The organism is Pseudothioclava arenosa (assembly GCF_002358085.1).
Classification (GTDB): domain Bacteria; phylum Pseudomonadota; class Alphaproteobacteria; order Rhodobacterales; family Rhodobacteraceae; genus Pseudothioclava; species Pseudothioclava arenosa.
In genome coordinates this window covers 1-21131 of sequence record NZ_NTJD01000001.1, presented here as the reverse complement: position 1 = coordinate 21131, position 21131 = coordinate 1, and the positions used below count along the sequence as shown (strand labels likewise).

The window sequence follows — 21131 nt, the reverse complement described above, 5'->3', positions numbered from 1 at the left end:
TCACACCTCCGCCTCGCGGGCCTGCCGGGCCAGATGCGGGGGCATCTCGGCATAAACGCCATCAAAGATCGTGCGCGCAGGCACAGGGCGCGGATCGAGCAGCGTGCCATGCGCCTCGACGCGTTTTTGCACGCTCACCACCTCGTCGCGGATCTCGGCCTCGGCCTGGGCGTGACGCTCGTCGGACCAGGCGCCGCGCCCGATCAGATGCGCCTTCAGCCGCGCGATCGGATCGCCCAGAGGCCATCGCTCGGCCTCGTCCTTCGGGCGGTAGGCGGTGGGATCATCCGAAGAGGAATGCGCTGCGACGCGGTAGGTGAACCATTCGATCGCGGTGGGGCCAAAGCCTTCGCGCGCCCGCGTCACCGCCCAGCGCGCGACCGCCCGCACCGCCAGATAATCGTTGCCATCGACCCGCAAAGCCGGCACGCCATAGCCGCGCGCGCGGGCCGCGTAAGTGCGTGCGCGCCCCGCCGCGACGCCGGTATAGGTCGAGATCGCCCATTGATTGTTGACGATATTCAGCACCACAGGCGGCTGATAGCTGGACGCGCACAGAAGCGCCGAATGGAAATCGTTCGAGGCCGTCGCACCATCCCCGATCCAGCCCACCGCGATCTGGCCGTTGTCGCTGAGCGCATTGGCCATCGCCCAGCCCACGGCCTGAATATATTGCGTGCCAAGGTTCCCCGAGACGGTGAAATAACCATAGTCGCGCGCCGAATGCAGGATCGGCAGCTGGCGCCCCTCGGCCGGGTCGAGATCGTTGGAAAAGATCTGCCCCATCAGCTTTTCAAGCGGATAGCCCGCCGCCACCAAGAGGCTTTGCTGGCGATAGGTCGGAAAGTTCATGTCGCCCTGCGACAGCGCCCGCTGAAAGCCGCAGCCGATCGCCTCTTCGCCGGTGCACTGCATGTAGAACGAGGTCTTGCCCTGCCGCTGCGCCGTCATCAGCCGCTTGTCGATCGCGCGCACCCGCATCATGTCGCGCAGCCCCTCCAGCAGCTCTTCCTCGGGGATGTCGGCGATGTAGTCGGCCCAGGGGCCCACCGCCGCCCCCGCATCATCCAGAACCCGCACCAACCCGTTGGCATAGGGGCGCGACTCGGGCGCGGTGATCTCGTAGGGCGGCACATCGAGCGCCCCCGCCTCGGGGATCGCGAGCGCAGAGAAATCCGGTACCTGATCGGGGCGCGCGGGCGGATGCGGGAAGCTGAGCTTTGCCTTGCCTGTCATGGCGGTCTCCTCCGTCGGGCGCCCCTCCTCGAGGCGCCACAAGATCAGGATAGGCCCGAAGCCGCGCAATGTGCTGCCAATGATTGCCAGAGACCTACGATTTAACGCATAGTTCAGCCAAGGATGTGTCAATTTGCAGGACAGGCATGCTGAAACTCGATGAAACCGACCTCAAGATTCTGCGCGTGATGCAATCGGACGGGTCCTTGACCGTCTCGCAGATCGCCGAGCGCGTGGGCCTGTCGCAATCGCCCTGCTCGCGCCGGATCGCGCAACTGCAAGAGGCCGGCGTGATCGTCGCGCGCTCGGTCCTGCTGGATCGGCGCAAGCTGGGCTTCAAGGTCGATGTGGTGACGCGGATCAAGCTGAAATCGCATGACAAGGCGACGCTCGAGGCCTTCAAAAAGGAAATCCGCGCGATGCGCGAGGTGCAGACGGCGGTGCTCTTGCTCGGCGAGTTCGATTTTCACATGCGGCTCGTGGTGCGCGACATCGACCATTACCAGCAGCTCTTGCAGGAGCGGCTCTCGGTGCTGCCCGGCGTGCAGGAGATCAAGAGCTCGGTCATCCTTGAAGTGGTCAAGAACACCTCGGCTCTGCCGCTTTGACGATTGCGCCGGGTGCGGCAGTCTGCCTCGGAGATACTTGAGCAAGATCAAGTCACCTCCTTGCCGCACGCGTTAAGGATTCGGGCATGATCGCGAACTCTCTCCCTCGGGCGGCGGACGCCCTGGCACGGAAGGCCCCGCAACGGGCCGGCCGGAGAGGCGTTGCGGTCTTTGCGCGCATGATCGCTGTTGTCGCGATGCTGCTGCAGGTGCTGCTGTTCACCGACCATCTCGGCGCAAGCGCCGTGGCCGGTGTCGATCAGGCGGGCCGCGTGCAGCAAGCGGGCCTTTTGCAGATCTGTACCGGCGAAGGCGTCGAACTGGTCACCCCCGAGGGGCAACGCGTCCCCGCCCCGAACGGGTCCGGCCAGCACGGCTCCAGCACCTGCCCGGTCTGCTCCAGCGCAAGCATGTGCAGCTTCGACGCGCCCGCCGCCGTGGCCGCGCCGATCTTTCAGGCGGAGCTGATCGCCCCGCCCTTCCTGCCGATCCGGCAGGCTCAGGTGCAGGCGCTGCATCAGCGCGCCCTCGCCCCGATCCGCGCCCCGCCGCTGGCCTGAGCTTCGCTGCGCTCGCCTGCGCGCGCGCCCGCGACTTCGCGGCCCCTTTCTGCAGGCACGTTCCCTCAGATTCCCTGTCCGGCGCATCGTGCCCGGACCTACGACACGGAGGAGTTTCCTATGAAACGTCGTGATTTTCTGCTGACCACCTCGACCGGTATCGCCTTTGTCGCGGCCAGCCAGGCCGCGCAGGCCGAAGCGCCGATGATGCCCTGGGACTGGACCGATGCGAACGGGCTGGCCCGGTTCCTGAAGGTCGATACCGCGCCGCTCGAAAACGAGTTCGAGAAATATCCGCGCTGCCCCTATTGCGGCATGATGCGCAAGATGTTCAGCCACTCGCGCCACCTGATCGTCTACGAAGACGACGCCGTGGACGGCACCTGCTCGCTGCATTGCGCGGCGATCTCGCTGTCGCTGAACATGGATCGCGGGCCCAAGATGATCTACGCGGGCGACGCGGGCTCGGATGCCGAGGTCAAGCCGCTGGCCGATAGCGCAGCGATGACCTACGTGATCGACCCCGACAAGATGGGCACGATGACGGCTGCCTCGAAATTCGCCTATGCCGACAAGGCCAAGGCCGAAGCCGCCGCTGGCCCGAACGCCCAGCTCGTCGGCTTCGATGACGCGCTGGTGCTCGCCTATGGCGAAATGGCCAAGGATACGATTGCGATCCGCAAGCGCCGCGCCGAGCGTCGCGCCAAGGCTGCCGGCCAATAACCCCAGACCTTGCCGGGTCCCGCCCCAGCGCGGGGCCCGGCGCCCTGCCCCTGCGACCGAAAGGATACCGTCATGTGCTCCCACAGCCACCCGAACCGCCGTCAGACCCTGGCCACCTTGCTGGCTGGCGCCGCCGCGCTGAACTTCGGCCCCGGCCTGCGTGCCGCGCTTGCCGATGCCGTTCCGGTCGACCTGCCCGCGCCCGGGCCGCGCGACATCTGCCCGGTCTGCGGCATGTTCGTCGCCAAATACCCCGAATGGATCGCGACCGTGGTCTTTGCCGACGGCCATGCCGAGCATTTCGATGGCGCGAAGGATTTCTTCAAATACCTGTCCAACCTGCAGAAATACGCCCCCGACCGGAAGCTCGAGGAGATCACCGGCATGGGCGTGACTGAATATTACGGGCTCGCGCGGGTCGATGCGAAAACCGCCGTCTACGCGATGGGCTCGGATGTGCTGGGCCCGATGGGCCACGAGCTGGTGCCGCTGGCCAGCGATGCGGACGCGACCGATTACATGCGCGACCACGCGGGCAAGCGCCTTGTCGGCTTTGACGAGGTCACCCCCGAGATGCTGGCCGGGCTCGACGCGGGGCAGTTCGAATGAGCCTTCGGATCGAACGGCGCAGCGGGCCGGTCTTTGCCGCGCTCGCAATCCTGGCGGCGGGCTTCGCAGCCGAGATCGGCCATGCGCTGGCCTCGCGCCCGGCGACACAGGCGCGCCTTGCGGAAGAGGCGCGGCTGGTGCGGGTGCTCGGGCTGACCGACATCGCGCTGTTCACCGAGGCGCGCTACACGCGCCACCCCTCGCAGGCCGACCTGAACACCCCGTTTCAGGACCATCCGCTGGCCTTCGACCATTTTCCCTCGGGCAGCCTGATGCCCGCGCCTGACCTGCCCACTTCGGGCCGGATGGGCTTTTCCGAAGAGGAGTTCGCCAAATGATCCGCTGGCTTCGCCGCCAACGTTCGCTGGCCGATTACACGCTGGCCGCCCTCGCCCGGCGCCGGGGCAAGAACCTCGCGCTGGTCGCGATCTACGCGGTCGTTGTGTTCTTTGTCGCCTCGGCGATGTTCTTCGCCGCCGCGCTGCGCAGCGAATCCACCGCCGTTCTGGCCGATGCCCCCGAGATCGTGGTGCAGCGCCTCGTGCTGGGTCGTCAGGACCTGATCGGCGCGGAGGCGATCGACAAGGTCGCTGCGATCCGCGGCGTGACCGATGTGAAAGGGCGCCTCTGGGGCTATTTCTACGACCGGATCAACGGCGCGAATTACACGGTGATGGTGCCCGACGACCCCGAGATGATCCCCGAGCCGCGCTCGGTCATCGTCGGCGAAGGCATTCCGCGCGCGCGGGGCTTTACCTGGAAGGGCTCGCCGCTGTTCCTGAGCCGCGAGACCGGGGACCTCAAGAAATTCCGCATCAGCCGCACCTTCGGCACCGACTCGGCGCTGATGACAGCGGATCTGGTGCTGATGAACGAGGCCGATTTCCGCGACTTCTTCGGCATCGCCCCGGGCTTCTACACCGATGTCGTCGCTCGCGTGCGTAACCCGCAAGAGGTCGCCAAGATCGTGGAAAAGGCGGGCTATGCCATGCCCGAGATGCGCTTTGTCACCCGAAACGACATCATCCGCACCTATCAGAAGGTGTTCGACTGGCGCGAAGGCCTTCTGGCGGCGCTGGCGGGCGCGGCGCTCTTGGCCTTCGCGATCTTCGCCGCCGAGAAGGCCTCGGGGCTGTCGGCCGAAGAGGCGCGCGAGATCGGCATCCTGAAGGCGATCGGCTGGGACACGCGCGACGTGATCTCGATGAAGCTCTGGGAGGGCGGGTTGGTTTCGCTGGGTGCGTTCCTTCTGGGCGCGGTCACGGCCTATCTGCATGTGTTCTTCTTCGGTGGCACGCTGTTCGCGCCTGTGCTGAAGGGCTGGGCGGTGATCTACCCCGAGTTTGACCTGTCGCCCCATATCGACGGGCTGCAACTGACCACGCTCGCGCTGCTGACGACCGTGCCCTATATCGCCGCTACGCTGGTGCCGATCTGGCGCGCGGCCTCGGCCGACCCTGACGCGATCATGCGGTGAGGAAAAAGCGATGATTGAACTGCAATCCGTCACCAAGCTTTACAACGAAGGCCGGGCCAATCAGGTCGAGGCGCTGCGCGGCATCGACCTGACCGTCGCGCGCAACGCGGTCACTGTGCTGAAAGGGCCGAGCGGCTCGGGCAAGACCACGCTTTTGTCGCTGATCGCCTGCATGGCGCGACCAACCTCTGGGCGGATCAGCCTCGATGGAGAACTGGTTTCGGGCCTGCCCGAGTCCTTCCTGACCGAGCTGCGCCGCACCACCTTCGGCTTCGTGTTCCAGCGCTTCAACCTCGTGCGCGGGCTGAGCGTGCTGGAAAACGTGATGCTGCCCGCCGTGCCGCTGGGCCAGGACCATGCCGATGTGCGCGCCCGCGCGATGGAGCGACTTGACGCGCTGGACCTTGCTGGCAAGGCGCAGATGAAGGTCGAGCAGCTTTCGGGCGGCGAAACCCAGCGCGCGGCGATTGCGCGCGCGCTGATCAACGATGCGCCGATCCTGATTGCCGACGAGCCCACGGCGAACCTCGACACGGTTCTGGCCGAGCGGTTCATCGATATCGTCACCGGGCTGCGTGCCGAGGGCCGCACCGTCATCATCACCAGCCACGACCCGAGGATCTGGGGCGCGGAGGGCGTCGATGCGGTGATCGAGCTGCGCGACGGCCAGATCACGGGAGAATTCGCGTGATTTTCCAGACCCCGATCCTCGCCCTGCTTCTGGTCGCGACCCTCGCGTCGCTGGTCGCGCTCTGGAGCGGCGCCTTCGCGGTGCGCGTGCTCTGGCGCTGGGATCTGGCGAACATGAGCCGCGCGCAGCTGCGCATGGAGCGCGCGACCGAGTTGGTCTCGACACTGTTCGGCTTTGTCATGCTCGCCGAGCTGGCGGCGCTGTTGCTGTTCGTCTTCAACGCCGACCGGATGGCCTCGCTCTTCGTGGGGGCGATGTGCGCGGTGGGCACGCTGAACGTGAACGCCTACGGCTTCCCCGCGCTTTACGTGAAAATCGCCGTGGCTTTCGCCGCCGTGCTCTGGCTGATCCTTGACCGGACCGACCGGATGGGGCGCGACTATCCGCTAACGCGGGTGAAATACGCCGCGCTCTTGCTGATCGTGCCCTTGGTGCTGGCCGATCTGGGGCTGGAGCTGGCCTATTTCCTGAACATGCAGACCGATGTCATCACGTCTTGCTGCTCGAAGCTGTTTACCCCCGCCAACCCCGGCCTCTCGGATGAGATGGCCTCGCTCGCCCCGGCGACGGCGCTGTGGCTCCTGGGCGGAACGGGCGCGGCGCTGGCGCTGATCGGTGCGCTGGCGCTGCGCACCGGGGTGGGCGTGCGGCTTTATGCGCTGGCCTCGGCGGCGATGTTCGCGATTGCGCTGGCGGCGATCGTGGCGGTGGTGTCGTCCTATATCTACGACCACCCGAACCACCATTGCCCGTTCTGCATCCTCAAGCCGGAATATGGCTATTACGGCTATGCGCTTTACGTGCCGCTGTTCTTTGGCACGGCGATGGGGCTGGGCGCGGGGCTGTTGCGCCCGTTCCGCAAGGTCGACAGCCTGAAATCCGCGCTGCCCACGCTGGTGCGCCGGCAGGTCATTGCTTCGATGGTGGCCTATGCGCTGTTCGGTCTCGCGGTGATTTACGCGATCGCCACCTCGCAGCTGATCCTGTTCGGCTGAGCCGTCACGCCGCCGCCGCGACCAGTTCGGCCACGCGCTCTGCGTTCGAGGCGGCGACCCTGCCATCGGCATTGAGGCGGTTGTTCTCAAAGCCGATCCGCGCCTTGCCGCCCAGCGCGCGCGCCGCCATCAGACAGGCGGTTTCCTCGGCACCAAAGGCGCAGACCGCCCAGTCAACCCCCGGCACCTGCCGCAAGAGCGCCCCGGCCGGGGCGTCCAGATCGGCGTGGCTTGAGCGTTGCCCTGCGCTGTAGCGCCCCAGAACGATCAACGCCTTCAGGTCATCGCCCGGCACATCGCCCGCCGCGATCAGCCGCGCGAGATGGTCGATATCGGCTACGTCATACAGGATGTGCTGCAGCCCGATCCCCGCCTCGTGGCAGTCGTGAAAGAACCGCGCGGTCACGACGCGATCCTGACCTTCGGTGATCTCGCGCAGCGCGACCGAGACCGCCCTAGGTTGGACCTCTGCCACCAGCGCGCGCTGTTCCTCGGGGGAATATTGGCCTACGGCCTCGGTGGTGATCTGCGCGTAGAAGCCCGGCAGTTGCAGGTCCAGCTCGGCCAGCAATTCGCGGTAAAGGCCCGCATCCAGCACGTGGCGTTGATCTGCGTCGCGGACATGGGCGTGCAACCCGTCCGCCCCGGCCTCGTGGCAGGCCCGCGCGCAGGCGACGATCTCGGGGATCGTCACCGGCAGGGCGGGATGGTCAGCCTTGGTCAGCCGCGCCCCGTTCGGCGCGACCATGATCTGCGGCAGCGGCGTCATGCGGCCAGCGCCACACGGATCGCGCCCGAGAGCTTACCGACCAGCTCGTCGATCTGCGCGTCCTCGATGATGAAGGGCGGCGCCAGCAGCACGTGATCGCCACGTTGCCCGTCGATCGTGCCCCCCATCGGATAACAGATCAGCCCGGCGGCGAAGGCCTCGGCCTTGATCCTGGCGTTGAGCTTGCGCGCCGGATCGAAGGGCGCCTTGGTCTCGCGGCTTTCAACCAGTTCGACACCGCGGAACAGCCCGCGCCCACGAATATCGCCAACATGCGGGTTCTGACCCAGTTCGGCACGCAGCGCTGCATCAAGCTTTTCGCCCTGTGCGCGCACCCGCATCAACAGGTCGCGCGACTGGATCTCGCCCAGCACCGCATTGGCGGCGGCGGCTGCCATCGCGTGGCCCATATAGGTGTGCCCATGCTGGAAAAAGCCCGAACCTGCCGCGATCGCGTCATAGATCTTGCCCTGCACCAAAAGCGCGCCGATCGGCTGATAGCCCGCGCCCAAGCCCTTGGCGATGGTGATCATGTCGGGTGAAACACCGTCTTCCTGACAGGCGAACAGGTAGCCCGTCCGCCCCATGCCGCACATCACCTCATCAAGGATCAGCAGCACGCCGTGACGGTCGCAGATCTCGCGGATGCGCTTGAGGTAGCCCGGCACCGCAGGCACCGCGCCAGCCGTCGCCCCCACGACCGGCTCGGCGACAAAGGCCATCACGCTTTCCGGGCCGAGGCGCTGGATCTCGGCCTCCAGCTCGTCGGCGGCGCGCAGCCCATAGGCTTCGAGGCTCTCGCCCTCGGCGCGCTCGCGATATTCGTAACAGGGCGAAATATGCGAAGTCTCGACCAGCATCGGCGCGAATTGCGCGCGCCGCCATTCGTTGCCGCCCGTGGCCAGCGCGCCCAGCGTATTGCCGTGATAGCTCTGGCGGCGCGCGATCACGCGGTGGCGCTGCGGCTGGCCGATTTCAAGGAAATACTGCCGCGCAAGCTTTAGCGAGGCTTCAACCGCCTCGGACCCGCCCGACACGAGGTAAACCCGTTCGATCCCTTCGGGAGCGGCCGCCACAAGCGTATCGGCAAGCTGCTCGGCGGGCTCCGAGGTAAAGAACCCGGTATGGGCGAAGGCCACCTGATCGAGCTGCGCATGAAGCGCCGCGCGCACCGCCGCGTTGGAATGGCCGAGGCAGGACACCGCCGCGCCCCCCGACCCATCGAGGTATCGCTTGCCGGAGGCATCGATCAGATAACAGCCGTCGCCCGCGACGGCAGTCGGCAGCGCGCCCTTGGTCGAGCGGCCGAAGATATGGTTGGGCATGTCTAGTTCCTGACAACGTAAACGGATTGGGTCGCATGGCGCACCACGCGCGCGGCATTGGGCCCCAGCAGGTAGTCCTTCAGCTCGGGGCGATGCGATCCGATCACGATCACATCCACCTTGAGCTTGTTCGCAGCGCGCAGGATCTCGTCGTAGATCGTGCCGTGCAGCACATGCGGATGCACCACGACATTATCGGGCACGTTTGCCTTGACCCAATCGGTCAGGGCCTGCCCCATCGCCGCCAGCGCGTCCTTTTCATAGCCCTTGCGGAAAAAGCCGCTGACCTGTGGCAGTCCGAAATCGGGCATCACCGTCACCACATGCAGCAGCCCGCCCTCGCCCAGGATCTCAAGTGCGGCGGCCAGCGCATTGGTGTTCTCCACCCCATTGCCCAGGTCGACCGGAAGCAGGATCGTCTTTGCCATCGTGTCTCTCCTCAGAAGGCGGGTTTGGTCTGACGGCGGCGCTGCATCATCACGACAAGCGCCAGAAGCAGCAGCGCCGGCAGGTAGAAGACCTGTTTCGGCATCCGATGCGCGGGGCTGAGCAGGCTGACCACCTCGACCCGCTGATCGGTGTAGAAGTCAAAGCCCGACAGCTTTTCCTGATAGGGCGTGCCGAACATCGGCTCGTCCATGAAGAGCTTGTCGCCCTCGGGCATCAGCAAGAGCCCAGCGGCATCGGCCCGCCCGGTCGCAGGATCGGCATCAGCCACCGTGTGCACCAGCGTGAGCTGGGTCAGCTTGCCGTCGGTAAAGCCCGGCCCTGCCACCACAAAGCGCACCGTATCGCCTGGTGAGGCATCGTCGAAGGCTGCGGCCAGTTGCGTCGCGGGCAGCTCATTGAAGCGCGGCTGGATCCGGTCCAGCCAGAAGCCGGGCACGAAGAGCGTGAAGGCCACCAGCAACAGCGCGGCGCTTTCCCACAGCTTCGAGGGCGCGAGGAAATAACCCTGCGTCGCCGCCGCGAACAGAAGCATCGCGACCGTTGCCACGCAGAACACAAAGACCGCCTGCATCATCCCGGCCATCGTCCCCAGATCGACGCCGTAGAGGATCAGCGTCGGGTTGTAGATGAACAGGAAGGGCAGCGCGACGGTGCGCAGCGAATAGAAGAAGGCGGTAAAGCCCGTGCGGATCGGGTCACCGCCCGACACGGCGGCGGCGGCGAAACTGGCAAGCCCCACCGGCGGCGTCACATCCGCCATGATCCCGAAGTAGAAGACGAAGAGATGCGCGGCGATCAGCGGCACGATCAGCCCTTCCTGCGCGCCCAGCGTCACCACCACCGAGGCCATCAGCGACGAGACCACGATATAGTTCGCCGTGGTCGGCAGCCCCATCCCGAGGATCAGCGAGAACACCCCGATCAGCAGCAGCATCACCATCAGGTTGCCGCCCGAGAGCACCTCGACCAGACCGGCCAGTTCGGTGCCGATCGGGGTCTTGGTAACGGTGGCGACGATGATCCCGGCGGCAGCCGTGGCCACGCCGATCCCGATCATGTTGCGCGCGCCCGCGATCATCCCCTCGATCAGATCGCAGATCCCCGCCCGCGCGGCATCGCCCGTCGACTCGCCGCGGAACATCGCCTTGAGCGGGCGCTGCGTGACGATGATCATCAGCATCACTGCCACCGCGTAGAAGGCGGATTTCGCGGGCGACTGCATCTCGATCATCAGGAACCAGACCAGCACGAGGATCGGCAGCAGATAATGCAGCCCGGTCGGGAACACCTCGGCCACGGTGGGCAGGGTGAACTTCTTGGCGTTCGGATCATCGAGCATCAGGTCGGGGTGACGCGCGGCGGTGCGCACCGCCCAGACATAGGCGACGACGATCGCCACCATCACCACCGGATCGGCGATGGCCGGGGCGGCGGCGCGCAGGCCCTGCACGCCATAGACCAGCGCCGTGAAGGCCGCGCCGGTCACCACGAAGCCGATCGCGATCTTCAGGAACATCCGCCCGAGATTGGCCGCCTCGCCCAGCGCGGGCATGTCTTTCTTGAGCGCCTCGAGGTGCACGATATAGACCAGCGCGATGTAGGAGATCACCGCCGGGATGAAGGCGTGCTTGATCACCTCGACGTAGGAAATCCCGACGAACTCGACCATCAGGAAGGCCGCGGCGCCCATCACCGGCGGCATGATCTGGCCGTTCACCGACGAGGCCACCTCGACCGCGCCTGCCTTTTCGCTGGAAAAGCCCACGCGCTTCATCAGCGGGATGGTGAAAGTGCCGGTGGTTACGACGTTCGCAATCGACGAGCCCGAGATCAGCCCGGTCATTGCCGAGCCGACCACGGCGGCCTTTGCCGGACCACCGCGCAGCGCGCCCAGACCGGCAAAGGCAAGCTGGATGAAGTAATTGCCCGCCCCCGCCTTGTCGAGGATCGCCCCGAACAACACGAAGAGGAAGACAAAAGCCGTCGAAACCCCCAGCGGGATCCCGAAAACGCCCGTGGTATCAAGCCATTGCGCGTTGATGATCGCCGTGAAGGAAAGCCCGGAATGCTCGATGATGTCGGGGATCAGCCAGCCCGTGCCCATATAGGCGTAGAGCAGGAAAATGCCGCCGACGATGGTCAGCGCCGGGCCGAGCGCACGCCGCGAGGCCTCCAGCAAGAGTACGATGCCGACCGCGCCGATGATGATCTGCGTCTGCGTCGGCAGGCCCGAGCGTGCCGTCATCGCCAGCTCACGCGAGAACAGGAAGACGTAAAAGGCGCAACCCGCCCCCACCGCCGCCATCATCCAGTCGGTAATCGGAATGCGGTTGCGCGGCGAGCGTTTCAGCGCGGGATAGGCAAGGAAGGCCAGAAGGATCGCAAAGCCAAGGTGAACCGGCCGCGTCTGCGACGAGTTCATCACCGGCAGGTATTTCGCGAACCAGAGCTGCGGCTGCGCGATCCAGAGCTGGAACACCGACCACAGGAACGCGGTCGCGGAAATGAACAGGGCGACGTTTCGGTTTTCCGGAGATCGGCCACCGCTATCCGTGCTGGCAACCAGATCCTGCAGCTCGGCATCGGTAAACTCGCGTCCCTTGGCCTCTTCCGTCATCTCGCCCTCATTCGCGTTGAGTTACAAAAAGGGCCGCCGCAGCTTTTGCGGCGGCCCCGACTGTTACGCGCTGCGGCACAGGCCGCAGGGCCTGGCTCAGTCGATCAGGCCAGCCTCGCGGAAATACTTTTCGGCGCCCGGATGCAGCGGAGCCGACAGGCCGTCATTGGCCATTTCCTTGGGGTCGAGATTGGCGAAGGCCGGGTGCAGGCCACGGAACTGGTCGATATCCGAGAACACGGCTTTCACGAGTTGATAGACGACCTCATCGGGAACCGAGGCCGAAGTCACCAGCGTGGCGCCCACGCCGAAGGTGGTCACATCGCTGTCGGTGCCGCGATACATGCCGCCCGGAATGGTGGCCTTGCGGTAGTAGGGGTGCTCTTCGATCAGCTTGTCGACCTCGGGGCCGGCAACATTGACCAGAACCGAGTCACAGGCGGTGGTCGCCTCTTGGATCGAACCCGACGGGTGGCCGACGGTATAGACCATCGCGTCGATGTTGTTGTCGCACAGCGCCTGGCTTTGCTCGGCGGCCTGAAGCTCGGAGGACAGCGCGAAATCGCCCATCGTCCAGCCCAGCGCAGCCATCAGCACTTCCATCGTGTCGCGCTGGCCCGAACCCGGGTTGCCCACGTTCACGCGCTTGCCCTTGAGGTCGGCGAAATCGGTCACGCCGGCATCGGCACGGGCCACCACGGTGAAGGGCTCGGGGTGGATCGAGAAGACCGAACGCAGATCGGGGTTGGCGCCCTGCTCGGCGAACGAGCCTTCGCCGTTATAGGCCTTGAACTGCACGTCCGACTGCGCGACGCCGAATTCCAGCTCGCCACCGCGCACCGCGTTCACGTTGTAGACCGAACCGCCGGTCGATTCCACGGCGCAGCGGATACCGTGCTCGGCACGGGTTTTCGACATCATCCGGCAGATCGCGCCGCCCGTGGGATAGTAGACCCCGGTGACCCCACCGGTGCCGATCGAGACAAACGTCCCCTGAGCAAACACCGGCGTAGCCAAGGCAAACATTCCGGCAGCGAGGCCGATCTTCGAGAATTTCATGAATTCCTCTCCCTGAAGTGTGGGGTTTTCCCTGCATTGATACAAATGCATTAATTGGGAAAATGCAATGACGCAAATGTTTTCTTTTCGGCGCGAGATGCGCTAAGCTGCCGCGATCAACTCGCTCGAAAATCCCGGCAAACCCATGACTCCAGAAGAAAAAATGCTTGCGTCCCTGCGCGCTGTGGCGCGATCGGCCCCTCCGAAGCTGAGCGGCTTCGCGCTCTGGCTTCTGGAGCACTGGCACGAGATCGCCTTCAGTTCGATTCGCGGTCTGGCCCACAAGGCCGATGTCGACCCCAATCTGGTGACGCGGCTGTCGCGCGAGCTTGGCTACGATGGGTTCGACGCCTTTCGCGACGAAGTGCGCCAGCTTCTGCAGAGCCAGACGCCCTCTTATGGCGCGCGGGCGCGGGCGTTGCAGAGTCTGGCGGATGCGGATGTCTATAGCTCGGTGATCGCCGCGAACCGCGAGAACCTGGACCGGGTGACCTCGCCGGCGGGGCTGCAGCTGATCGACAGCTGCATCACCCCATTGCTGGAGGCGCGGCGGATCTATTCGATCGGCGTGCGCAGCTGCTACTCGGTCGCGCATTACATGTCTTACGTCGGCAACATGGCCTTCGAGAATTTCGAACCTGTTCCGCAGGTGCCCGGCGCGATCCTCGATCAGGTGTCAGGCACCACGCCCGAGGATATCGTGATCGGCATCACCTATGAGCATTACTCCTCCGAAGTCGTGCGCGCCTGCCAGATCGCGCGGGATCGCGGGGCGCGCATTCTAGCCCTGACGGATTCCCACAATTCGCCGATTGCCGTGGATGCCTGGAAGGTGATCCGCCTGCCGATGACCGGCCCGCATCTGATGCCCTCGCTCAACAGCGCTTTTCTGGTGGTCGAGCTGATCCTCGCTGCGATGACCGCGCGCAGCACCAAGGCGGCCACGCAGATCGCCCAGTTCGAAGAACGGATCTCGGGATACGGCGGCTACGTGCGGTCGTGAGAAAGGGCGGGGTTGGCCCGCCCTGATCCTTACATCACCATGCGAATGACCGGGATGATGAAATCCTGCGGCGGACCGTTGGCGCAGAAGCCGAAATCGCTGAGCGCGGTGATGTCGATCTCGCCGCCGGACATGAAGTTCACCCCGGCCAGACCATCGGCCGCAGCCGCGAGATTGAGGTTGCTCTTGGCGATCATGTTCACGCCGTAACCCTGAAATTCGGCGGCGAAGCTCGCCCCGCCCATGGTGATGACCGTCACCCCGTCCTCGCCGGTGGAGCAGTAGTCATTGGCGCCTAGGCGCACGCCCTGCGGGCCGTCGATCGACTTGTCATCGGTACTGGTGGTGATCAGCGTCACGTTTTCAAGCGCGGCGCCCATCATGAACTTGATGTTGCAATCGGTGATGATCACCACGTCATGCAGCACCGCGTCCTGATCGATCGTCAGGTTCGAGCCCTTGCAGTTGACCCGGTTGACCGCGCCCTCAAGCAACATGCTCTGAACCAGCTTGGCTGCCGGGTTTTGCAGGTTCACCTCATTCACGGCCGAGGTGTCGGTAATGAAATCGGGCATCGCCTCGGAAGTCGGGTCGTTATACTCCGAAATCAGGTCCGGCAGGCCGTTGAAGAAGGACTCGAGATTGTAATTCATCGAGCGCAGCGCCTCGGGCAGGCCATCGTTCTTTTCCATCCCGCTGGCGGGCAGCTGCAGGTCATACTGATCCGGCATCGAGACGATCACGCCCTCTTCGAAATAGTTGTCCTGCGAGACCTTCACGTAGTCTTCGGAGTGCACGCAGAACCCGTCGTAAAAGCTGTTGGCGGTCTGCATGTCGACCATGCCCATGGCAAAGAAACCTTCGCCGCGTTTCTTGTCGGGGCTGCGCGGCGGGCAGAAACCGTCTTCCGCATCCCAGACCGAGACCGTGTTGATGTCCAGCTCGCTCATGCCCATGAAGCGCAGGAGGAAGGTGCGCACCGCGTTGGCCCGCGAGGCGACCCGGCGCGCGGTGACGCGCACGGCGGTGCGGTTGCCACTATCGACGGTGAAGGTGCGGTCCACGCTGTCCCAGTCGCCGAATTCGACATCGGTCGTCGCGATGATGTTGCCGAAGATCGAGGTCGGCATGTTCTGCGCGGCGACTTCCTGCGCTTTTTGGATCGCGAAATCCTCGGGGTTGCGCAGCCGGTAATACAGCGCCGCATGCCCCGCCGCATCCGCCGCGCCCTGAAGCTGCGTGCGCGATTGGACGGCGTTGTTCACGTCGATCGCCAACCCCGCGAAGGTGCAGAGCAGGATCAGGTTGAACAGCGACCAGATCGTGATGCTGCCGGTCTCCTCGTGCAGGAGCCGGTCGAGTTTCGTCGAAAGGTGTTTCCTGATCATCTTACAGCTCCGTCTGAACGACTGCGTCGACTTCGATATCGAAACCGCCGATCACCGCCGAAAGCCCGGTGAAATCCACATCCGATTCCGGAAAGATCACCCGCGTGGTCAGGCGGCCATCGAGGGCGACGCTGGCTCTGGCATCTGCATTCGGCGCGTAGGGTTCGAGGGTTGCCTCCAGCCAGTTTTCAAGCGCGCTGGTATTGTCGAAGGCGCCGCGCACATATTGGCGGCTGGCATCCTGCACGATGCGGCGGATCTGCGAGGTGGCATAGAACATATGCGTCGCCTCGAGGATGGTGAAAAAGAACACCAGAAAGAACGGGAACCACAGCATCACCTCGACGGTGGCGCTGCCGTCCTCGGCGGCGCGGAACCGGCGCAGCACCCGGAGGCGCGTGAGAAACGGAGCGGAGGCGTTGACCCGGATCATGCGGATTCTCCGGTGTTGGTCTGGGTATTGGTGTCTTTTTCGACGGCCGTATCGGGCACATACTCGAAGGTCTGCATGCCCGAGGACACGATAGTGAAATCGCCGAGGAACTTCGAAACGATCCCCATCCCCAGATCATAGGCGCCGACCGTCAGCGAGGCGGTCAGGATCGACCCCTCGATGTTGCAGCTTGAGGTCATCGACGGCATCGTCTCGGCGAGGTCGACCATCATCCGATACCGGAATTCCGAACAGCTCTTGATCTGGCCAGTGGCAAAGGAACGGGTGCCCATGTCGAGCATCCGCAGCACAAGCGCCTGACGGGTCTGCACGAAGTAGAAATCCGCCATCGCGAGAATCATCATCAGCACAAAGGGAAACCACAGGAGCGTTTCGATGGTCGAAACCCCCTCTTCCCGGCGCCAGAAAGACTTCAGCGATTTGAACACAGCACGCGCTCCCGATTCACACGGGATCATTCTGCTGGTGCGATGCGGAGGAATTTAGACCCAATTAAGGCAAGAGCGGGGCGATCACGTGTGAAATTGCCACAATCTCGCAGGGTCCGGGCCCCGGCGACACAAGCCGCCGGGGGTGATCGGCAAGGTTTCGACCCGCCTCAGGCCGGGGCGCCGCTGGCGTCGAACACGCCCTCGAACAGGGCCGAGGACAGATAGCGTTCGCCGGAATCGGGCAGGATCACCACGATCGTCTTGCCCGCGTTCTCGGGGCGGCGCGCGAGCCGCAGCGCGACCGCCGTCGCGGCGCCGCAGGAGATCCCCGAGAGGATGCCCTCCTCACGCGCAAGCCGCAGCGCCGTGTCCAGCGCCTCTTCGTTCGAGACCTGCTCGACCGCATCGACCAGCCCGAGGTCGAGAATGTCGGGCACGAAGCCCGCGCCGATCCCTTGGATCTTGTGCGGGGCGGGCTGCGGTGCCTCGCCCGCACGGGTCTGGGTCAGCACCGGGCTGGCCGAGGGCTCGACCGCGACCGTGGTCACGGGCAGGCCGCGTTCCTGCTTGAGATAGCGGCTAACGCCGGTGATCGTGCCGCCGGTGCCAACGCCCGCGACGAAAATATCGACCTGGCCCTCGGTATCCTCAAAGATCTCGGGGCCGGTGGTCTTCATGTGGATCGCCGGGTTGGCCGGGTTCTTGAACTGCTGCAGGAGCACGTAGCGCGCCGGGTCCGAGGCCGCGATCTCCTCGGCCTTTTCGATGGCGCCCTTCATCCCCTTGGCGCCTTCGGTCAGCACCAGCTTCGCGCCATAGGCCAGAAGCAGCTTGCGCCGCTCGAGGCTCATCGTTTCGGGCATGGTCAGGGTGATCGGAATGCCGCGTGCGGCCGCAACGAAGGCCAGCGCGATCCCGGTATTGCCCGAGGTCGGCTCGACGATCTCCTTGCCCGGGCCAAGCAGGCCACGCTCTTCCGCGTCCCAGATCATCGCGGCACCGATCCGGCACTTGACCGAATAGGCGGGGTTGCGGCCCTCGATCTTGGCCAGCACCGTGGCGCCCGCACCCTCGGTCAGGCGGTTGAGCCGCACCAGCGGCGTGCGGCCGATGCTCAGCGAGTTGTCGGCATAGATAGCCATCCCAAATCCTCCCTTTTGGCGGCCCGCGCAGGAGGCGGCACCGGAACCTCCAGTTTTACGCCCGCAGCGCGGTCCGGCGCAACCTGTGCCAAAGGCGGGTTGCCCCGGCGCGATTGATTTCGCTCAAGGTCGGCCCCCGGCAAAGGTCTAGAGTTGACGCCAACATAGAGAAGGAGAAAGCCATGCGTGTCTTCACCGTTCTGGGGCCGTCGAATTCCGGCAAGTCAACACTCGTGCAGGCGCTGGCCGGCCTTGAGGGCAGCCCCGGCAAGAGCCTTTCGGTTCCGGGTGTCGCCAGCGTGACCTCCTTCGGCTTCATGGGCGAGGACTGGGCGGCGATCGACATCGCGGGCGGCTCCGAGAATCTCGGCCCGGTCGGCCCGGCGCTGGCGGCCTCGGATATCGCGCTGGTCTGCGTGCCCGCTGATGCCGATGCCGCCGTGCTCGCCGCGCCCTACATGCGCATGGTCGAAGAGGCGGGCGTGCCCTGCATCCTCTTCATCAACCGCATCGACACCGCGCAAAGCCGCATCTCCGAGGTGGTCTCGGCGCTACAGACCTATTCACGCCACCACATCGTGCTGCGCGAAGTCCCGATCCGCGACGGTGACCAGATCACCGGCTTCGTCGATCTGGTCTCGGAGCGGGCGTGGAAATTCGAGGACGGCAAGCACTCGGTCCTGATCGAGATGCCCGACAGCGTGAAGGAGCGCGAGGAAGAGGCGCGTGCCGAGCTTCTGGAAAGCTATGCCGATTTCGACGACACGCTGATGGAAGAGCTGATCGAGGACAAGCAGCCCCCCGTCGAGGAGGTCTATGAAATCGCCTCGCGGACCTTGCAGCATCATGACCTCGTGGCCTGCTTCATGGGCTCGGCCAGCCAGGGCCACGGCATCACGCGGCTGATGAAATCGCTGCGCCATGACGCGCCGGGTGTCGAAGTCGCGCAAGAGCGGCTGGCCACCGAGGCACTGGCCGTCGGCGCGCTGGCCGACGTGATCCGTCACCTCGGCAAGGTCGTGCTGCTGCGCGCGACCGGCGGCACGGTCGCGGGCGGTGCGCCGCTTGGCGGGGCGAACCTCGGCTCGGTCACCGATCTCGATGCGAAAACGGCGCTTGGCACGCTGGCGCCCGGTCAGATCGGGCTGGCGGTGAAATCCGATCACCTCTCGGCGGGCAGCCTGTTCGACGCGGGCGCCAGCGCGCCCCTGCCCGGCTGGGCGAGCGTCCATGCCTCCTCCTATCGGCGCCTCATCACGCCCGAGCACGAGAAAGACGACAGCCGCCTTCTGACCGCGCTTGATCGCCTGTCCGAGATCGACCCCGGCCTGCGCGTCTCGCAGGATGAAAAGACCGGCAATCCGACTTTGGCGACGCAAGGCCCGCTGCACCTGCGCCGCGTGCTGGCCAAGATCGCCGACGATTTCGGTGTCGCGGTGAACGAGGCGCCCGTGCCGCCCGCGCTGCGCGAAACCATCCGTCGCAGCACCGAAATCCACCATCGCCACCGCAAGCAGACCGGTGGCGCCGGGCAATTCGCCGATGTCGTGGTCGAGCTGCGCCCCGAGGCGCGCGGGTCGGGCTTTGCCTTCTCCGAGACGGTCAAGGGCGGCGCGGTGCCGCGCAACTACATCCCCTCGGTCGAGGCGGGCGCGCGCGAGGCGCTGACTGAGGGGCCGATGGGTTTCCCGGTGGTCGATGTCTCGGTCGAGCTGAAGGACGGCAAGACGCATTCGGTCGACAGCTCGGATTTCGCCTTCCGCACGGCGGGCAAGAACGCGATCCGCGAGGCGCTGGCCGAGGTCGGCACGGTGCTGTTGCAGCCGATCATGAAGATCGACATCCACGTGCCTTCGGTCTTCTCGGGGGCGCTGGTGCCGCTGGTCTCGGGGCTCAAGGGGCAGGTGCTGGGCTTCGAGGCGCATGAAACTGCCGCGGGCTGGGACGTGTTCCAGCTGCTGTTGCCGATGGCCGCCGAGGATGACCTGTTCGCGGCGCTTGCTGGTGCCACGCGCGGCACCGCCTGGTTCACCAGCGGCTTCGATCACTATCAGGAAGCGCGCAAGGAAGAGCTGGCCGAATTGGTCGCGGGCTGATCCCGGCGTCGCACCTCAGCAGACGTGCGGCCTTGATCCTTGAGGACCCGGCACTCACGGCGCTAGGCTGGCCGCACCGCGTCGGCTGCAAGGTGCTGCGCACAGGAGGGGGCCATGAAGATCGGCATCATCGGCGGCTGCGGCTGGATCGGCGCGGCCTTGGGGCGGGCGCTGGTCGAAACCGGCACGGTCGCCGCGCCCGAACTGATCATCCTGCGGCGTGACGGTCGCCCTGGCACGTATTTCGGCCATGCCGTCAGCTGGGCACGCGATGCTGCCGAGCTTGTCGAGCGCGCGGACGTCATCATAGTCTCGGTCCGGCCCGAGGATTGGCCGGCGCTGGCACTGGAGGCGCACGGCAAGCTGGTGATCTCGATGATGGCCGGGGTTCCGATTTCGGCGCTTGGCCCGCGCAGCATTCGCGCCATGCCGAATGCCGCCGCCGAGATCCGCGCCGGTTACACGCCTTGGGTCGCGGGCCCGGCGGCCAGCCCTGCGGATAAGGCGCAGGCGCGTGCAATCCTGTCTGTGACTGGCGGCGAAGACGAGTTGACCGAAGAAGACCATCTCGACCTGATGACGGCGCTTTCGGGGTCCGGCTCCGCGTATCCGGCATTGATGGCGGTCGCGATGATGGAGTTTCTGCGCGCGGCGGGGCTTTCGCGCGAAGTCGCGGAACGCGCCGCCGAGGCGGTCATCTGCGATGCAGCGCAATTGTTGAAGGGCAAAATGCACGAAGCCCCCGCCCTTGTGCAGGCCTTCATCGACTATGCCGGGACAACGGCGGTAGGGCTGAACAAGGCCGAAGAGGCCGGGTTCTCACGTGCGATTCAGGCCGCCTTGGAGGCCGCGACCGAGCGCGCCCGCGAAATGCGGGCGGACTAGAGTCCGGTTCAGTCCGAGACCTTCTTGACGAATTGCGACTTGAGCCCGATCGGCCCGATCCCGGGGATCTTGCAGTCGATATCGTGATCGCCATCGACCAGCCGGATGCCGCGCACCTTGGTCCCGACCTTGATCACCGAAGACGAGCCCTTGAGCTTGAGATCCTTGATCACCGTCACGGTATCGCCATCGGCCAACAAGTTGCCGACGCTGTCGCGCACCTCGGTCGCTCCGGTCGTCGCCGCGCCCGGCGTCCATTCATGGCCGCATTCGGGACAGATCAGCAGCGCGTCCACCTGATAGGTGAACGTCGAGGCGCATTCGGGGCACGGAGGCAGAGTATCGGTCATGGTTTCGCCTATACGCCCGGCACGCGGGTGAGGCCAGAACAAAGTCGCCCCGCTTGCTTCCAGTTTGCTTTCAGCGGACCTGCGCAAACACCAAAAGCCTCCCGGAGGAGGCCATGATCTTGATATTGCTTTGTGATTTTGGTTGCGGGGGTAGGATTTGAACCTACGACCTTCAGGTTATGAGCCTGACGAGCTACCGGGCTGCTCCACCCCGCGACGGGTCTTTTTTGCCCCGAGGGCATTTTTGCGATCGGGGTTTTGTT

The 21131-nt window shown here is 65.2% G+C and carries 22 protein-coding genes and 1 tRNA gene; 11 read left to right on the top strand and 12 right to left on the bottom strand.

The genetic code is table 11. The features are described 5' to 3' along the window. Positions 1 to 1236 (bottom strand): thiamine pyrophosphate-dependent dehydrogenase E1 component subunit alpha, encoded by a 1236-nt coding sequence (locus CLN94_RS00115; protein ID WP_096430662.1) that lies wholly within the window; start codon positions 1234 to 1236, stop codon positions 1 to 3. A gap of 146 nt (positions 1237 to 1382) precedes the next feature. Between CLN94_RS00115 and CLN94_RS00110 the strand changes: the two genes are divergently transcribed. From CLN94_RS00110 to CLN94_RS00075, 8 genes are all read left to right on the top strand, one after another. Next, complete coding sequence (locus CLN94_RS00110; protein WP_096429789.1) at positions 1383 to 1844, top strand: Lrp/AsnC family transcriptional regulator; 462 nt, start codon at positions 1383 to 1385, stop codon at positions 1842 to 1844. A 179-nt stretch (positions 1845 to 2023) separates the two neighbouring features. Beyond that, on the top strand, positions 2024 to 2404 hold the full coding sequence (locus tag CLN94_RS00105) for a DUF2946 family protein (protein WP_096429787.1): 381 nt from the start codon (positions 2024 to 2026) through the stop codon (positions 2402 to 2404). Positions 2405 to 2524: 120 nt separating this feature from the next. After that, positions 2525 to 3127, top strand: coding sequence for a nitrous oxide reductase accessory protein NosL (locus CLN94_RS00100; protein WP_096429785.1), 603 nt, complete (start codon positions 2525 to 2527; stop codon positions 3125 to 3127). 72 nt (positions 3128 to 3199) lie between these two features. After that, positions 3200 to 3736 carry a nitrous oxide reductase accessory protein NosL gene (locus tag CLN94_RS00095; RefSeq protein WP_096429783.1) on the top strand — a complete coding sequence of 179 codons (537 nt, stop codon included), beginning with the start codon at positions 3200 to 3202 and terminating at the stop codon, positions 3734 to 3736. Further along, entirely contained in the window at positions 3733 to 4074 is a 342-nt protein-coding gene (locus CLN94_RS00090; protein WP_096429781.1) for a hypothetical protein, read from the top strand. The genes CLN94_RS00095 and CLN94_RS00090 overlap by 4 nt, the downstream gene beginning before the upstream one ends. Continuing rightward, positions 4071 to 5213, top strand: coding sequence for an ABC transporter permease (locus CLN94_RS00085; RefSeq protein ID WP_096429779.1), 1143 nt, complete (start codon positions 4071 to 4073; stop codon positions 5211 to 5213). The genes CLN94_RS00090 and CLN94_RS00085 overlap by 4 nt, the downstream gene beginning before the upstream one ends. A 10-nt stretch (positions 5214 to 5223) precedes the next feature. Further along, entirely contained in the window at positions 5224 to 5904 is a 681-nt protein-coding gene (locus tag CLN94_RS00080) for an ABC transporter ATP-binding protein (protein WP_096429777.1), read from the top strand. Next, positions 5901 to 6899, top strand: a complete 999-nt coding sequence (locus CLN94_RS00075) for a hypothetical protein (protein WP_096429775.1) — start codon at positions 5901 to 5903, stop codon at positions 6897 to 6899. The genes CLN94_RS00080 and CLN94_RS00075 overlap by 4 nt, the downstream gene beginning before the upstream one ends. Positions 6900 to 6903: 4 nt before the next feature. Here CLN94_RS00075 and CLN94_RS00070 read toward each other — a convergent pair whose 3' ends face one another. The 5 genes from CLN94_RS00070 to CLN94_RS00050 all read right to left on the bottom strand — a co-directional run bounded on the left by CLN94_RS00070 (position 6904) and on the right by CLN94_RS00050 (position 13119). Next, positions 6904 to 7668, bottom strand: coding sequence for a beta-keto acid cleavage family enzyme (locus tag CLN94_RS00070; protein ID WP_096429773.1), 765 nt, complete (start codon positions 7666 to 7668; stop codon positions 6904 to 6906). Then, the gene (locus tag CLN94_RS00065; RefSeq protein WP_096429771.1) at positions 7665 to 8993 is read right to left on the bottom strand and encodes an aspartate aminotransferase family protein; all 1329 of its coding nucleotides are present in this window, start codon (positions 8991 to 8993) and stop codon (positions 7665 to 7667) included. Before CLN94_RS00065 ends, CLN94_RS00070 begins: the two co-directional genes overlap by 4 nt. A 2-nt stretch (positions 8994 to 8995) precedes the next feature. Beyond that, positions 8996 to 9421 (bottom strand): universal stress protein, encoded by a 426-nt coding sequence (locus tag CLN94_RS00060; protein WP_096429769.1) that lies wholly within the window; start codon positions 9419 to 9421, stop codon positions 8996 to 8998. Positions 9422 to 9432: 11 nt separating this feature from the next. Beyond that, entirely contained in the window at positions 9433 to 12060 is a 2628-nt protein-coding gene (locus tag CLN94_RS00055; RefSeq protein ID WP_096429767.1) for a TRAP transporter permease, read from the bottom strand. 96 nt (positions 12061 to 12156) lie between these two features. After that, a complete protein-coding gene (locus tag CLN94_RS00050) occupies positions 12157 to 13119 on the bottom strand; it encodes a TAXI family TRAP transporter solute-binding subunit (RefSeq protein ID WP_096429765.1) in 963 nt (320 codons plus the stop codon). Positions 13120 to 13282: 163 nt separating this feature from the next. Here CLN94_RS00050 and CLN94_RS00045 point away from each other — a divergent pair, with 163 nt between their 5' ends. Next, on the top strand, positions 13283 to 14122 hold the full coding sequence (locus tag CLN94_RS00045) for a MurR/RpiR family transcriptional regulator (protein WP_245845004.1): 840 nt from the start codon (positions 13283 to 13285) through the stop codon (positions 14120 to 14122). Positions 14123 to 14151: 29 nt separating this feature from the next. Here the strand turns inward: CLN94_RS00045 and CLN94_RS00040 are convergent, their stop codons facing one another. The 4 genes from CLN94_RS00040 to cysK all read right to left on the bottom strand — a co-directional run bounded on the left by CLN94_RS00040 (position 14152) and on the right by cysK (position 17537). After that, positions 14152 to 15510, bottom strand: coding sequence for a pilus assembly protein TadG-related protein (locus CLN94_RS00040; protein ID WP_096429761.1), 1359 nt, complete (start codon positions 15508 to 15510; stop codon positions 14152 to 14154). A gap of 1 nt (position 15511) precedes the next feature. Continuing rightward, complete coding sequence (locus tag CLN94_RS00035; RefSeq protein ID WP_096429759.1) at positions 15512 to 15943, bottom strand: TadE/TadG family type IV pilus assembly protein; 432 nt, start codon at positions 15941 to 15943, stop codon at positions 15512 to 15514. Beyond that, on the bottom strand, positions 15940 to 16392 hold the full coding sequence (locus tag CLN94_RS00030; protein ID WP_179300189.1) for a TadE/TadG family type IV pilus assembly protein: 453 nt from the start codon (positions 16390 to 16392) through the stop codon (positions 15940 to 15942). Before CLN94_RS00030 ends, CLN94_RS00035 begins: the two co-directional genes overlap by 4 nt. Positions 16393 to 16562: 170 nt before the next feature. Further along, the gene (gene cysK / locus CLN94_RS00025) at positions 16563 to 17537 is read right to left on the bottom strand and encodes a cysteine synthase A (protein ID WP_096429757.1); all 975 of its coding nucleotides are present in this window, start codon (positions 17535 to 17537) and stop codon (positions 16563 to 16565) included. A gap of 182 nt (positions 17538 to 17719) precedes the next feature. On the opposite strand from cysK, the gene CLN94_RS00020 reads away from it, so the two are divergent. Beyond that, positions 17720 to 19633 (top strand): elongation factor G, encoded by a 1914-nt coding sequence (locus tag CLN94_RS00020; protein WP_096429756.1) that lies wholly within the window; start codon positions 17720 to 17722, stop codon positions 19631 to 19633. A gap of 114 nt (positions 19634 to 19747) precedes the next feature. Continuing rightward, positions 19748 to 20518, top strand: a complete 771-nt coding sequence (locus CLN94_RS00015; RefSeq protein WP_096429755.1) for a pyrroline-5-carboxylate reductase family protein — start codon at positions 19748 to 19750, stop codon at positions 20516 to 20518. Positions 20519 to 20526: 8 nt separating this feature from the next. Here the strand turns inward: CLN94_RS00015 and CLN94_RS00010 are convergent, their stop codons facing one another. Further along, on the bottom strand, positions 20527 to 20868 hold the full coding sequence (locus CLN94_RS00010; protein WP_096429753.1) for a zinc ribbon domain-containing protein YjdM: 342 nt from the start codon (positions 20866 to 20868) through the stop codon (positions 20527 to 20529). A gap of 139 nt (positions 20869 to 21007) precedes the next feature. Continuing rightward, positions 21008 to 21084, bottom strand: a tRNA-Met gene (locus CLN94_RS00005). Between the last annotated feature and the right edge of the window lie 47 nt (positions 21085 to 21131).